We start from the raw sequence: 12711 nt of genomic DNA, 5'->3' as shown, positions 1-12711 counted from the left end.
TAGCTTTCACCAACCGGACCACCGGACATTTCCCCACCCCCTTTGCAGAAGCCGCCCGAGCGGTCAGAGGTGCTCCGTGTCCGTAAACCGTCCGCACATGAAAAAGCTTTTAACCGTCGCCCTCAGCCTGTTCATCTGCCAGGCCAGCGCGCAGGCGGCCAACCTCACCATCGGCTACCAGACCGGCATCGACCCCAGCAAGGTGCCGCAGGCCGACGGCGCCTACGAAAAAGCCATCGGCGAGAAGATCGACTGGCGCCGTTTCAACAGCGGCCCGGAAGTGGTCACCGCCATCGCCTCGGGGGACGTGCAGATCGGCAACCTGGGTTCCAGCCCGCTGGCCGCTGCCGCTTCGCGCAAGCTGCCGATCGTGGCCTTCATCGTCTCCGCACAGATCAACGCCGCCGAGGCCCTGGTGGTGCGCAACGGCAGCGGCATCAACAACCCGCAGGACCTGGTGGGCAAGACCATCGCCACGCCGTTCGTGTCCACCTCGCACTACAGCCTGCTGGGCGCGCTGAAGCACTGGGGGCTGGAAGGCAAGGTCAAGGTGGTGAACCTGCAGCCGGCGGAAATCGCAGCCGCCTGGAAGCGCGGCGACATCGACGGCGCGTTCGTGTGGTCACCCGCCCTGGGCGAGATCCGCAAGACCGGCAAGACCCTCACCGACGCCGCCCAGGTGGGCCAATGGGGTGCGCCCACCTTCGAGGTGTGGGTTGCGCGCAAGGACTACGCCGACAAGCACCCGGAAGTGATCGCCCAGTTCGCCAAGGTGACCCTGGACTCGTTCGCCGACTATGCCGCGCACAAGGCCGCCTGGACGGCTGACTCGGTGCCTGTGCAAAAAATAGCCAAGCTCACCGGCGCCAACGCCAGCGACGTGCCCGAACTGCTGGCCGGCGCCGCCTTCCCCGACGCCAAGGCCCAGCAAACCCCGGCGCTGCTGCAAGGCGGCACCGCCAAGGCCATCGAGCAGACGGCGGAGTTCCTCAAGGAACAGGGCAAGGTCGAGAGCGTGCTGCCTGATTATTCCCCGTACGTAAGCGCCAGGTTCGTTAACTGACGCGGCCTATGGCCGCTGCTACGGGGCGCAAATCCCGTAGCAGCGGCCGAAGGCCGCGTCCGGCACGTCCAGCGCTAAGCTAATGCAAAACAGTTATTTATTTACTAATTCTTAGATCATTTAGTCTTCCCATCACCCAAGCCATCCGGCCGCCTGATGAGGAGCTGCACCATGTCCCGCTTCAACCCCCTTCGCCTGTTGGCGGCCGTGTCCCTGGCAGGCGCCGCGTTCGTGGCCCAGGCCGCCGACTTCACCGTGGCCTACCAGACCACCGTCGACCCGGCCAAGGTCGCCCAGGCCGACGGCGCCTATGAAAAGGCCACCCAATCGAAAATCAGCTGGCGCAAGTTCGACGGCGGCTCGCAGGTGATCACCGCCGTGGCCTCTGGCGACGTGCAGATCGGCTACGTCGGTTCCAGCCCGCTGGCTGCCGCAGCCACCCGCCAACTGCCGGTGGAAACCTTCCTGATCGCCACCCAGATCGGCGCCGCCGAGGCCCTGGTGGCCCGCAACGGCGCCGGCATCAACAGCCCGCAGGACCTGGTGGGCAAGAAAATCGCCGTGCCGTTCGTGTCCACCGGCCACTACAGCCTGCTGGCCGCGCTGAAGCAGTGGAAGATCGATCCCTCGAAAGTCACCATCCTCAACCTCGACCCGCCGGCGATCATCGCTGCCTGGAAGCGCGGCGACATCGACGCCACCTACGTCTGGGACCCGGCGCTGGGCGTGGCCAAGGAAAGCGGCAAGGTGCTGATCACCTCGGGTGAACTGGCCAAACTGGGCGCACCGACCTTCGACGCCTGGATCGTGCGCAAGGACTTCGCCGCCAAGCACCCGGAAATCGTCAAGGCCTTCGCCAAGGTCACCCTCGACGCCTACGCCGACTACCGCAAAGACCCCAAGGCCTGGCTGGCCAACCAGGGCAACGTCGACAAGCTGGTGAAGCTGTCGGGTGCCAAGGCCGCCGACATCCCGCTGCTGTTGCAGGGCAACGTCTACCCACTGGCCGCTGACCAGGTGACTGCCCTGGGCGCCCCCACCACCCAGGCCATCACCGACACCGCCACCTTCCTCAAGGAACAAGGCAAGGTCGACGCCGTGCTGCCCGACTACGCCCCCTACGTGAGCGCGCAGTTCGTTCAGTAAATACCACCAGTAGCCGCTGCGCCCGGCTGCGCTGGCCCTCAACCCACACTGGAGATCTCCAGCGTACACAAGGGCCAGCGCAGCCTGGCGGCAGCGGCTACAACTCGGAGGAAAGCCACCATGGCCCTGCTGCAACTCGAGCGCATCAGCGCACAGTACCCCGGCGCCAGCACGCCGGTGCTGGCCGACATCAACCTGTCCCTGGGCCCGCAACAACTGCTGGTGGCCCTGGGCCCTTCGGGTAGCGGCAAGACCTCGCTGCTGAACCTGATCGCCGGCTTCGTCGAGCCCAGCGCCGGACGCATCACCCTCGACGGCGTGCCGGTGAAAGGCCCCAGCGCCGAGCGCGGCGTGGTGTTCCAGGACGATGCCCTGCTGCCTTGGCAGGACGTGCTGGCCAACGTCGCCTTCGGCCTGGAGCTGGCCGGCGTGCCGCGCGAAAAGCGTGAACTGCGCGCCCGCGACATGCTCGCCCTGGTGGACCTGGCCGACTTCGGCAGCCGGCGCATCTGGCAACTCTCCGGTGGCCAGAAGCAGCGTGTCGGCCTGGCCCGGGCCCTGGCCGCCGACCCGCGCGTGCTGTTGATGGATGAACCCTTCGGCGCGCTGGACGCCTTCACCCGCGAGCAGATGCAGGAACTGCTGCTGCAGGTATGGAAGCGCACCGCCAAGCCGGTGTTCCTGATTACCCACGACATCGAAGAAGCGGTGTTCCTGGCCACCGACCTGATCCTGCTGGCACCCAACCCCGGCCAGGTGGTGGAGCGCCTGAGCCTGGACTTCGGCCAGCGCTACGCCGCCGGCGAGTCGGCCCGCGCCATCAAGTCCGACCCACGCTTCATCGAAACCCGCGAGCACGTGCTGTCGCGCGTGTTCTCGCAACGCACCGCACTGCAACAGGAGCCGGCATGAGCAGCTACCAAGCCCCCGTCACCGCCCAGGCTACCCTGGTCAAGCCGGTGAAACCGCGGCGCCCGTTGAGCACCCGCGCCATCAGCAGCCTTACCCTGCTGACCCTGCTGGCCCTGTGGTGGGCCGTCACCGCCAGCGGGCTGATCGAGCCGCTGTTCCTGCCCTCGCCCGGGGCCGTGCTGGAAAAAGGCTGGCTGCTGGCGACCAAGGGCTACATGGACGCCACCCTGTGGCAGCACCTGGGTGCCAGCCTGAGCCGCATCGGCCTGGCGCTGGGCTTCGCCATCCTGACGGCCATTCCAATCGGCATCGCCATCGGCACCAATCGCATCGCCCGTGGCATCTTCGACCCGCTGATCGAGTTCTACCGCCCGATCCCGCCGCTGGCCTACCTGCCGCTGATCGTGATCTGGTGCGGCATTGGCGAACTGTCGAAAGTGCTGCTGATCTACCTGGCCATCTTCGCCCCCATCGCCATTGCCACCGCCACCGGCGTGCGCACCGTCGACCCGGCCAAGCTACGCGCCGCGCAGTCCCTGGGCGCCACCCGCGCGCAATTGATTCGCCACGTGATCCTGCCCAGCGCTCTACCCGACATTCTTACCGGCGTGCGCATCGGCCTGGGCGTGGGCTGGTCCACCCTGGTGGCTGCCGAGCTGATCGCCGCCACCAGCGGCCTGGGTTTCATGGTGCAGTCGGCCGCGCAGTTCCTGGTTACCGACGTGGTCATCCTGGGCATCCTGGTCATTGCCGTGATCGCCTTCGCCCTGGAAATGGGCCTGCGCGCCCTGCAACGCAAGCTGGTGCCCTGGCACGGCCAAAGTCATTGATCGATCGCTGCTTACCTTGAATAACGAGATAGCCATGAGCCTGACCATCACCCCCATCAGCCCTGCCATCGGCGCCGTCATCAGCGGCGTCGACATCGCCCAGCCGTTGACCACCGCGCACCGCGACGCCATCGAACAGGCGCTGCTGGCGCACCACGTGATCTTCTTCCGCGACCAGCCCATTACCCCGCAGCAGCAGGCGCGCTTCGCCGCCCAGTTCGGCGACCTGCACATTCACCCCATCTACCCGAACGTGCCGGAACAGCCGGAAGTGCTGATCCTCGACACCGCCGTGACCGACGTGCGCGACAACGCCATCTGGCACACCGACGTAACCTTCCTGCCCACCCCGGCCATGGGCGCGGTGCTTAGCGCCAAGCTGATCCCGCCCTACGGCGGAGATACCCTGTGGGCGAGCGGCATTGCCGCGTATGAAGCACTGTCCGCGCCGCTAAAGCGCCTGCTGGACGGCCTGACGGCTACCCATGACTTCACCAAGTCGTTCCCGCTGGAGCGCTTCGGCAGCACCCCCGAAGACCTGGCGCGCTGGGAAGAAACCCGGCGCAAGAACCCGCCCATCAGCCACCCGGTAATCCGCACCCACCCGGTCAGCGGGCGCAAATCGCTGTTCGTCAGCGACGGCTTCACCACCCGCATCAACGAACTGGAGCCGGCGGAAAGCGATGCGATTTTGAAGCTGCTGTTTGCCCATGCAACCCGCCCCGAATTCTTCGTGCGCTGGCGCTGGCAGGAAAACGACGTGGCCTTCTGGGACAACCGCAGCACCCAGCACTACGCCGTGGACGACTACCGCCCCGCCCGCCGCGTAATGCAGCGCGCAACCATCCTGGGCGATGCGCCGTTCTGATGTGCTCTGCGGGACCGCGTCGCCTGCATCGCGACTGAAGTCGGCTCCTACGCCGTCCGCGGTAGGAGCCGGCCTTGGCCGCGATGCAGACGACGCCGCCCCGTAGCAGCTGCCGAAGGCTGCGTCCCGCGCCATGCCTGCAATAACGCGGCGCCCATGACGCGGCCTGGCGGCCGCTGCTACAAAAATTGCGCCATCCACCGCCCCGTAGCAGCTGCCGAAGGCTGCGTCCGGCGCCATGCCTGCAACAACGCGGCGCCCGTGACGCGGCCTGGCGGCCGCTGCTACAAAAATTGCGCCATCCACCGCCCCGTAGCAGCTGCCGAAGGCTGCGTCTGGCGGCGTACCTGCAATAACGCGGCGCCCATGACGCGGCCTGGCGGCCGCTGCTACAGGGCCAGCTTTTTGTGCATGGCCTCCAGCACCTCACACCCCTCCTGTAACAGGTGATAACTCACCTCCGCCGCCACATTCAGGTCCTTGCCCTCGATGGAGCAGGAATTCATGCACGACAAGGACTCCATCAGGTTGCGCACCGTCTGGAAGCGGCGGGTGGCGAATTCGAAGAGGTCGAGGTCGGGGCAGTCGGGGTTGATGAGGAAGATGGGGGGTGAGGCGTCTTGGTAAGTCATGGCAAGTACTCTGGACAGTTGAGACAGCCACCCTCGCTTGCACGCGAATGGGTGGCAGCTATGCGCAGGTGTGCAAGACCGGTCCAGAGCCGGCAGACCCGAAGATCTCCCACACATAGCCACCATGACGAACACAGCAGGCATTCTACTGCCTGCTGTGCGGTTACGGGGACGACGTTTCTGGACAGGCTTGCACGCCCGGCCGCTGATGGTCAGCGACGCAGAGGACTATAGGGCGTTGCCTGGGGCACAACTATCCGGCCACTTCCGATATGGATGTAGGAAGAATCCGTAGCTGCCCCCGCCAGGCTACGGAATCGCTTTGCTCACATCCAACCGCTTCGGCAGCAAATGATTCTGCCAAAACAGATCCGCCGTCACCTGCTGCGCCGCCATCACCTTTGCGTCAACCGGCGCAATCGGCGATGGCGGGCGGTTGTCGATGTACTGCGCCACCACCGGCTTGGGCAGGCTCATGTTGGCCGCCAGCACGTTGATGCTGTCTTCACGCTGGCTGCGCGTCAGCGCTTCGGCCTGGCTGAGTTCGGCCAGCAGGTTGTGAATGAACGGGCCGTTCTGTTCGGCGTACGGGCGGCGGGCGGTGTACAGCGGGCCGGAGAGGCCCAGGCCGGTACCGTCGGCGAGTTTGCGGGTGTGGCCTTCGCTCAGCGCCAGCGACGAGTACGGGTCCCAGATCACCCAGGCGTCGACGCTGCCTTGCTCGAAAGCGGCGCGGGCGTCGGCGGGGCTGAGGTAGATGGGCTGGATGTCCTTGTAGCTCAGGCCGGCCTGGTTCAGCGCGCGCAGGATCAGGTTGTGCGAGCTGGAGCCCTTCTGGAACGCGACTTTCTTGCCCTTGAGTTCGGCCACACTGTGCAGCGGGCTGTCGCTCTTCACCAGGATGACTTCAGCGGCCGGTTTGGCCGGTTCGGCGCCGATGTACACAAGGTCGGCGCCTGCGGCCTGGGCGAACAGCGGCGGGATGTCGCCGGTGGAGCCCACGTCCAGCGCGCCGACGTTGAGCGCTTCGAGCATCTGCGGGCCGGCGGGGAATTCAACCCACTGCACTTTGGTCTGCGGGAACTGCTTCTCCAGCAGGCCGTGCTCCTTGGCCAGCACCAGGGCGATGGAACCCTTCTGGTAGCCGATGCGCAGCGCGGCCGGGTCGGCCAGGGCGTTGAAAGTCAGGGCAAGCAGGGACAGGCCGGCCGCCAGGCGTGCTAGTGGTTTCATGGGCGTTCTCGCAATGCAGGGCCGGGGGCCGTGGCCCCCGGCTGGGAGGGGTTACTCAGCCAGGGACGGCTTTTCCCACAGGTTGATGCCGCCTTCGACGGCGAAGCGGTCGATGGCTTCCAGCTCTTCACGGCTGAAGGCCAGGTTCTTCAGGGCGCCGACGTTCTCGATGATCTGCTCGGGGCGGCTGGCGCCGATCAGCGCCGAGGTCACGCGTGGGTCGCGCAGGGTCCAGGCCAGCGCCATTTGCGCCAGGCTCTGGCCGCGCTGCTGGGCGATTTCGTTCAGCGAGCGGATGTGCGCCAGGTTGCTTTCCGACAGGTGCGACTGCAGCAGCGAGCCACCGCCCGGTTTGTTCACGCGGGCATCCTTGGGCACGCCGTTGAGGTACTTGTCGGTCAGCAGGCCCTGGGCCAGCGGGGTGAAGGCGATGACGCCGCTGCCCAGCTCGTCGGTGACGTCCAGCAGGTCCTTTTCCACCCAGCGGTTGAGCAGGTTGTAGGCCGGCTGGTGAATCAGCAGCGGCACTTTCCACTCTTGCAGCAGCTTGGCGATTTCGCGGGTTTTCACCCCCGAGTACGACGAGATGCCGATGTACAGCGCCTTGCCCTGTTGCACGGCGGTGGCCAGTGCGCCGGCGGTTTCTTCCAGCGGGGTGTCGGGGTCGAAGCGGTGCGAGTAGAAAATGTCCACGTAGTCCACGCCCAGGCGCTGCAGGCTCTGGTCGAGGCTGGCGAGGATGTATTTGCGCGAGCCGCCGCCCTGGCCGTACGGGCCTGGCCACATGTCCCAACCGGCCTTGCTGGAGATGATCAGCTCGTCGCGGTACTGCTTGAAGTCTTCGCGCAGCAGGCGGCCGAAGTTGATCTCGGCGCTGCCGTAGGGCGGGCCGTAGTTGTTGGCCAGGTCGAAGTGGTTGATGCCCAGGTCGAAGGCGGTGCGCAGCAGCGCGCGCTGGGTGTCGATGGGCGTGCTGTCGCCGAAGTTGTGCCACAGGCCCAGGGACAGCGCCGGCAGCACCAGGCCGCTGCGGCCTACGCGGCGGTAAGGGATGGACTCGTAGCGGTCTTGCGCAGCGATGTAGGTCATCGGTTCCTCTCTTGTTGAAATTATGCCCCCGTAGCCGCTACCGCCAGGCTACGGGGTTACGGTTCACAGAAACTGATTGGCCGGCCTTTCCAGCCCCAGGTTCTCGCGCAGCGTGGTGCCTTCGTACTCGGTCCTGAACAACCCGCGGCGTTGTAGCTCGGGCACCACGTGGTCGGCGAAGTCTTCCAGGCCGCCGGGCAAATGCGGCACCAGCACGTTGAAGCCATCGGCCGCGCCTTGTTCGAACCATGCCTGCAACTGATCGGCAATCTGCACCGGGGTTCCGATCAGGCTGTAATGCCCACGGCCACCGGCGATCTTGCGGCCCAGTTCGGCCAGGCTCAACTGCTCGCGCCCGGCCAGCTCAGTCAGCAGTTGCTGCCGGCTTTGCTGGCCGCTGTCGGTCAGCGGCAGCTCGGGCAGCGGGCCGTCCAGCGGGTAGCCGGACAGGTCGAAGTTACCGAGCATACGCCCTAACAGCGCCACGCCGACCTCGGGTTCGACCAACGCCTGGAACGCTTCGAATTTTTCCCGCGCCAGGGCTTCGGTCTCCCCTACCACTACGAACACGCCGGGCATGATTTTCAGCGAATCGGCGCTGCGCCCGAACTTCGCCAGCCGGCCTTTCAAATCTGCGTAGAACGCCTGGGCGTTGGCCAGCGAAGTCTGGGCAGTAAAGACCACTTCGGCAGTTTGCGCCGCCAGCTCGCGGCCGGTTTCCGAAGAGCCGGCCTGCACGATCACCGGCCGGCCCTGGGGCGAGCGGGCGACGTTGAGCGGGCCCTTGACCTTGAAGTGTTCGCCGCTGTGGTCGAGCACGTGCAGCTTGGCCGGGTCGTAGTATTGGCCGCTGGCCTTGTCGCGGGTGAAAGCGTCGTCGCCCCAGCTGTCCCACAGGCCGGTGACCACCTGATGGAATTCGCGGGCGCGGCTGTAGCGCTCGGCATGGCCGATGTGTGCGTCACGGCCAAAGTTCAGCGCTTCGGCAGCGGCGTCCGAGGTCACCAGGTTCCAACCGGCGCGGCCGCCGGACAGGTGGTCCAGCGAGGCGAACTTGCGCGCCACGTGGTAGGGCTCGTTGTAGCTGGTGGTGACGGTGCTGATCAGGCCGATGTGCTCGGTGACCGCGCTGAGCGCCGACAGCAGGGTCAGCGGCTCGAAGTGGTCGGAGCGCGCCATGCGGCTGGCGATGTCGCCGGTGGCCGCCGCCACGCTGTCGGCCACGAACAGCGTGTCGAAGCGCGCGCGCTCGGCCACCTGGGCCAGGTGCTTGTAGTGCTTGAAATCCAACCCGGCGTTGGCCGGCACTTCTGGGTGCCGCCAGGCGGCCACGTGGTGACCGGTTGCCATCAGGAACGCGCCCAATTTCAGTTGTCGTGGTGCCTGGCTCATGTTCAGAAGTCCTTGCGTACTTGAATGCCGAAGTAACGTTGGTCGTCACGCGGTACCGCGCGGTAGATGTAGCCGGTGCCGCTGGCCAGCAGTGGCGAGTAGGACTTGTTCGCCAGGTTCTTGCCTTCCAGCGACACGCGCCAGCCGCTGCCGTAGTCGGCCAGGGCGACGCTGGCGTTCCAGATGCCGTAGGCGCCCTGCTCGGTCAGCGGGTTCTGGCTGATGTCGTACTGCACTTTGCTCTGCCAGTTGAAGTCGGTGCCCAGCTCGATGTCCATGCCGTTGTCCAGCGGGATGTCGTAGTCGGCGCGCACGTAGGTCTTCCAGTCCGGGCTGAACGGCAGGGTCTTGCCGTTGACGTTGCACGAGGCGGCGGCGCCGGCCGGGCAGCTGAACTGGTCGATGCGGGCGTGGGTATAGGCGAACGCACCGGACAGCTTCAGGTTGCGGGTGGCCTGCAGGGCCCAGTCGCCCTCCACGCCCTCGGTGCTGACCGTGCCGGCGTTGATCAGGCGGGTCACCACCTGGTTGGCCACGGTGTCGTAGAAGTTGGCCTGGTAGTTGTTGTACTGGCTGTGGAACACCGCAAGGTTGGTGGTCAGGCGGTTGTTCCAGCTGGTGGCTTTCACGCCCAGCTCCCAGGTGTTCGAGGTTTCCGGCTTGAGCGCGTCGGTGTCACGCGGCTGCATGTTGAAGAACACGTTGTAGGCCGGGCCCTTGTAGCCGCGCGAGTAGGTCAGGTAGCTGGTGACGCTATCGCTGAGGTCGTACTGCAGGCCCAGGCGGCCCGACCAGCCTTCGGCGTTGGTGTCACCCGAGCTGCTGGTGGCCGGGTTGATGCCGTTCACCGCCACGGCCGAGGTGGAGGTGCGCTCGTGGTCGTACTTCAGCTCGTCGTGGGTCCAGCGCAGGCCGGCGATGCCGCGGAAGGTGGGGGTGAAGTTGAAGGTGTTCTCGCCGAACACCGCGTAGCTGTCGCTGGTGGTGCCGTAGTTGGCCAGGCCGCTGTTGGTGGCGGTCGGCGTGATGAGCGTGCGGCCGTAGGTTTCCCTGTCGCGGGCGTGCATGTAGTACAGGCCGGCCACGTATTCCATGAACTCGCCCTTGGGCGAGGCCAGGCGCAGCTCTTGGCTGTACTGGTCGTAGTCCAGGGTGCCTTTGTCCTGGATGCCCGGGTAGGCGGCGCTTATGGTGGCCAGGCGGTCGGCGTCCTGCCACTGGTCGTTGTTCCAGCCGCGCCAGGCGGTGATCGAGGTCAGGGTGTAGTCGCCCAGGTTCCAGTCGGCCTGCGCGGAAAGGCCCTTGTTGATGTCATCGACGTGGGTGCGGTAGTCACTGACGATGTCGCGGTTGTGCGAGCTGGCGGTGACCGGCGACAGCGCGCTGCCGAACGACGCCAGGGTGCTGGCGGCGACCACGCCGTTGGGGGCGTCGCTGGCGGCGTTCATGTAGTCGGCGGACAGGGTCAGCTTGAAGTCTTCGTTGGGGGTGAACTCCAGCTTGCCGCGCGCGCCCTTGCGGTTGTAGCCGTTGAGCTCCTGGCCGTTGGTCTTGTTGTGCACGTTGCCGTCGTAGTCGCTGACCAGCGCGGTGACGTTGCCCTTCAGCACGCCGGGGATCAGCGTGCCGCCGATGCCGAAGCGGGTGCGGCTTTCGTTGCCCTGGTAGTAGGACTGTTCCACGTAGCCGTGGGTCTCGTCGGTGGGCGCCTTGGTGACGATGTTGAGCACGCCGGCCGAGGCGTTCTTGCCGAACAGCGTGCCCTGCGGGCCGCGCAGCACTTCGATGCGGTCCAGGTCCAGCAGGTCGAGGGTGGCCATGCCCGGGCGGCCGTACACCACGCCGTCGACCACGGTGGCCACGGTGGGCTCCACGCCCGGTGAGGTGGAGATGGTGCCCACGCCGCGAATGAACAGCGAGGTGTCCTTGTTCGACGCGCCGGTGCGGAAGTTCACCGTGGGGATCTGCTGCACGATGCTTTCGATGTTGGTGCGGTTCTCGCGCCCCAGTTGCTCACCGTCCACCACGGTGACGGCCACGGGCACCTTCTGCAGCGACTCTTCGCGGCGGGTGGCGGTGACGGTCACCGATTTCAGCACCGGTTCCGCGCTGCTGTCGGTAGCGGTGGTGGTGGCATCCGCTGCCTGCACCGCGCCCAGCGGCATGGCCGCGCAGGCGGCCAGGGTCCAGCCGAAGGCCTGTACCAGCGCGGTGGTTTTGAAACGATCCCCAAATCGGTTTTGCATGTCGGATGCCCTGCTCGAAGGTTGTGCCCTGGCCGTGGCTCTGCGGCCACTGCGTCTGTCGTTTCGCAGAAAAGGTGTCGTGGGCATTCGCTCGAGCGAGTAGCAGACAAAGCACTTTGTTAGCGCTAACATCGAAAGTATCGGTAATCCGGACATAGACCGTCCAATACTGAAAAATTACTTTTATATGCGTTTAGGTTTTATCAGGAGATTGAAGTGAGCGACGACAAGCGCAAGCGCCGTGGCGCCGGTCGGGTCACGCTGAACACCGTGGCGCGCCACGCCGGGGTGTCGGCGATTACCGTGTCGCGCTATTTCAACCAGCCCGAGCAGGTGTCGCCCGAGCGCCGCGAGCGCATCAAGGCGGCGGTGGATGAGCTGGGCTACGTGCCCAACCTGGTGGCCGGTGGCCTGGCCTCGGCGCGCGGGCGCATTGTCGGCATGGTGATTCCCAACATCTCCGGGCCGATTTTCGCCAACACTATCCAGGGCTTCAGCGACACCCTCAGCCGCCATGGTTACCAGCTGCTGCTGGCCTCCAGTTACTTCTCGGTAGAGCAGGAGGAAAGCGCCGTGCGCGCGTTCCTCGGCTGGTCGCCGGCGGCGCTGGTGCTGACCAGCCATTTCCATAGCGAAGCCACCGAGAAGATGATCGCCGAGGCCGACATCCCCCTGATCGAGACCTGGGACTACCGGCCCGAGCGCAGCCCCATCCAGATCGGTTTCTCGCACTTCCAGGTGGGGGTCACGGCCACCCGTTACCTGCATGGCAAGGGCTACCAGCGCATCGCCTTCGTGCAGAACAGCGCGGCCGGCGACTTCAGCGCCCTGGAGCGGCGCGACGGCTACAGCGCCACCATGGCCGAGTTGGGCCTGGCACCGCAGGTGTTCGCCCCGCAGGAAGGCCTGGCGCCGTTCGAGGCCGGCAAGCAGGCCATGCAGGCGTTGATGGCGGGTGAGAAGCCGCCCCAGGCGATCATCTTTGCCAATGACAACCTGGCGGCCGGCGGCCTGCTGGCGGGGCAGCGCGCGGGGGTGAAGATCCCCGAGGATTGCGCGGTGGTGGGGTTTGGCGATTACCCGTTTGCGGAGATGCTGATGCCCAGTTTGACCACCATCAAGCCCCCGGCGTTGGAGATTGGCGTGTTGGCAGCGACGCGGGTGTTGGAGAGCCTGGGCGAGGTGGAAGTCGAACGCCTCAACCTGCTGGAATGCCGCCTGATCGAACGCGAAAGCGCCTAGCCCCGTAGCAGCGGCCGCCAGGCCGCGTCACAGGCGCCGCAACCCTGCTGGCACACTG

Annotated in this window: 11 protein-coding genes; 6 read left to right on the top strand and 5 right to left on the bottom strand. The window is 66.0% G+C overall.

Going from position 1 to position 12711, the window contains the following annotated elements; all coding sequences use genetic code 11:
- The first annotated feature begins 97 nt into the window (after window positions 1-97).
- From tauA (AC0Z2B_RS09830) to tauD, 5 genes are all read left to right on the top strand, one after another.
- Complete coding sequence (tauA, locus tag AC0Z2B_RS09830) at window positions 98-1063, top strand: taurine ABC transporter substrate-binding protein (protein ID WP_476296392.1); 966 nt, start codon at window positions 98-100, stop codon at window positions 1061-1063.
- 171 nt (window positions 1064-1234) lie between these two features.
- Complete coding sequence (gene tauA, locus AC0Z2B_RS09825; RefSeq protein WP_476296390.1) at window positions 1235-2209, top strand: taurine ABC transporter substrate-binding protein; 975 nt, start codon at window positions 1235-1237, stop codon at window positions 2207-2209.
- Between the two features lie 120 nt (window positions 2210-2329).
- Entirely contained in the window at window positions 2330-3121 is a 792-nt protein-coding gene (gene tauB / locus AC0Z2B_RS09820) for a taurine ABC transporter ATP-binding subunit (protein ID WP_476296387.1), read from the top strand.
- On the top strand, window positions 3118-3951 hold the full coding sequence (tauC, locus tag AC0Z2B_RS09815) for a taurine ABC transporter permease TauC (RefSeq protein WP_476296385.1): 834 nt from the start codon (window positions 3118-3120) through the stop codon (window positions 3949-3951). The genes tauB and tauC overlap by 4 nt, the downstream gene beginning before the upstream one ends.
- 34 nt (window positions 3952-3985) lie before the next feature.
- Complete coding sequence (gene tauD, locus AC0Z2B_RS09810) at window positions 3986-4819, top strand: taurine dioxygenase (protein WP_416421512.1); 834 nt, start codon at window positions 3986-3988, stop codon at window positions 4817-4819.
- 389 nt (window positions 4820-5208) lie between these two features.
- On the opposite strand, the gene AC0Z2B_RS09805 is transcribed toward tauD, so the two are convergent.
- The 5 genes from AC0Z2B_RS09805 to AC0Z2B_RS09785 all read right to left on the bottom strand — a co-directional run bounded on the left by AC0Z2B_RS09805 (window position 5209) and on the right by AC0Z2B_RS09785 (window position 11411).
- Window positions 5209-5451, bottom strand: coding sequence for a hypothetical protein (locus AC0Z2B_RS09805; RefSeq protein ID WP_416421513.1), 243 nt, complete (start codon window positions 5449-5451; stop codon window positions 5209-5211).
- A 309-nt stretch (window positions 5452-5760) separates the two neighbouring features.
- The gene (locus tag AC0Z2B_RS09800; RefSeq protein ID WP_476296382.1) at window positions 5761-6684 is read right to left on the bottom strand and encodes an aliphatic sulfonate ABC transporter substrate-binding protein; all 924 of its coding nucleotides are present in this window, start codon (window positions 6682-6684) and stop codon (window positions 5761-5763) included.
- A gap of 51 nt (window positions 6685-6735) precedes the next feature.
- Entirely contained in the window at window positions 6736-7773 is a 1038-nt protein-coding gene (gene mgrA / locus AC0Z2B_RS09795; protein ID WP_416421517.1) for an L-glyceraldehyde 3-phosphate reductase, read from the bottom strand.
- 63 nt (window positions 7774-7836) lie between these two features.
- Window positions 7837-9165: an LLM class flavin-dependent oxidoreductase gene (locus AC0Z2B_RS09790; RefSeq protein WP_476296380.1), complete on the bottom strand. Its 1329-nt coding sequence runs from the start codon at window positions 9163-9165 to the stop codon at window positions 7837-7839.
- 2 nt (window positions 9166-9167) lie between these two features.
- On the bottom strand, window positions 9168-11411 hold the full coding sequence (locus AC0Z2B_RS09785) for a TonB-dependent receptor (RefSeq protein ID WP_476296378.1): 2244 nt from the start codon (window positions 11409-11411) through the stop codon (window positions 9168-9170).
- 216 nt (window positions 11412-11627) lie between these two features.
- Between AC0Z2B_RS09785 and AC0Z2B_RS09780 the strand changes: the two genes are divergently transcribed.
- Window positions 11628-12653, top strand: coding sequence for a LacI family DNA-binding transcriptional regulator (locus tag AC0Z2B_RS09780; RefSeq protein ID WP_476296376.1), 1026 nt, complete (start codon window positions 11628-11630; stop codon window positions 12651-12653).
- Window positions 12654-12711: the final 58 nt, after the last annotated feature.

The sequence above is a fragment of the Pseudomonas sp. GYB4201 genome, assembly GCF_056312595.1.
This window is presented reverse-complemented; position numbering and strand designations above follow the sequence as displayed.

Excerpts from the sequence above, each read along its gene's own strand:
- tauB (WP_476296387.1), top strand. The coding sequence starts at position 2,330 with ATGGCCCTGCTGCAACTCGAGCGCATCAGCGCACAGTACCCCGGCGCC.
- AC0Z2B_RS09805 (WP_416421513.1), bottom strand. The coding sequence starts at position 5,451 with ATGACTTACCAAGACGCCTCACCCCCCATCTTCCTCATCAACCCCGAC.
- AC0Z2B_RS09800 (WP_476296382.1), bottom strand. The coding sequence starts at position 6,684 with ATGAAACCACTAGCACGCCTGGCGGCCGGCCTGTCCCTGCTTGCCCTG.
- tauA (WP_476296390.1), top strand. The coding sequence starts at position 1,235 with ATGTCCCGCTTCAACCCCCTTCGCCTGTTGGCGGCCGTGTCCCTGGCA.
- AC0Z2B_RS09785 (WP_476296378.1), bottom strand. The coding sequence starts at position 11,411 with ATGCAAAACCGATTTGGGGATCGTTTCAAAACCACCGCGCTGGTACAG.
- tauA (WP_476296392.1), top strand. The coding sequence starts at position 98 with ATGAAAAAGCTTTTAACCGTCGCCCTCAGCCTGTTCATCTGCCAGGCC.
- mgrA (WP_416421517.1), bottom strand. The coding sequence starts at position 7,773 with ATGACCTACATCGCTGCGCAAGACCGCTACGAGTCCATCCCTTACCGC.
- tauD (WP_416421512.1), top strand. The coding sequence starts at position 3,986 with ATGAGCCTGACCATCACCCCCATCAGCCCTGCCATCGGCGCCGTCATC.
- tauC (WP_476296385.1), top strand. The coding sequence starts at position 3,118 with ATGAGCAGCTACCAAGCCCCCGTCACCGCCCAGGCTACCCTGGTCAAG.
- AC0Z2B_RS09790 (WP_476296380.1), bottom strand. The coding sequence starts at position 9,165 with ATGAGCCAGGCACCACGACAACTGAAATTGGGCGCGTTCCTGATGGCA.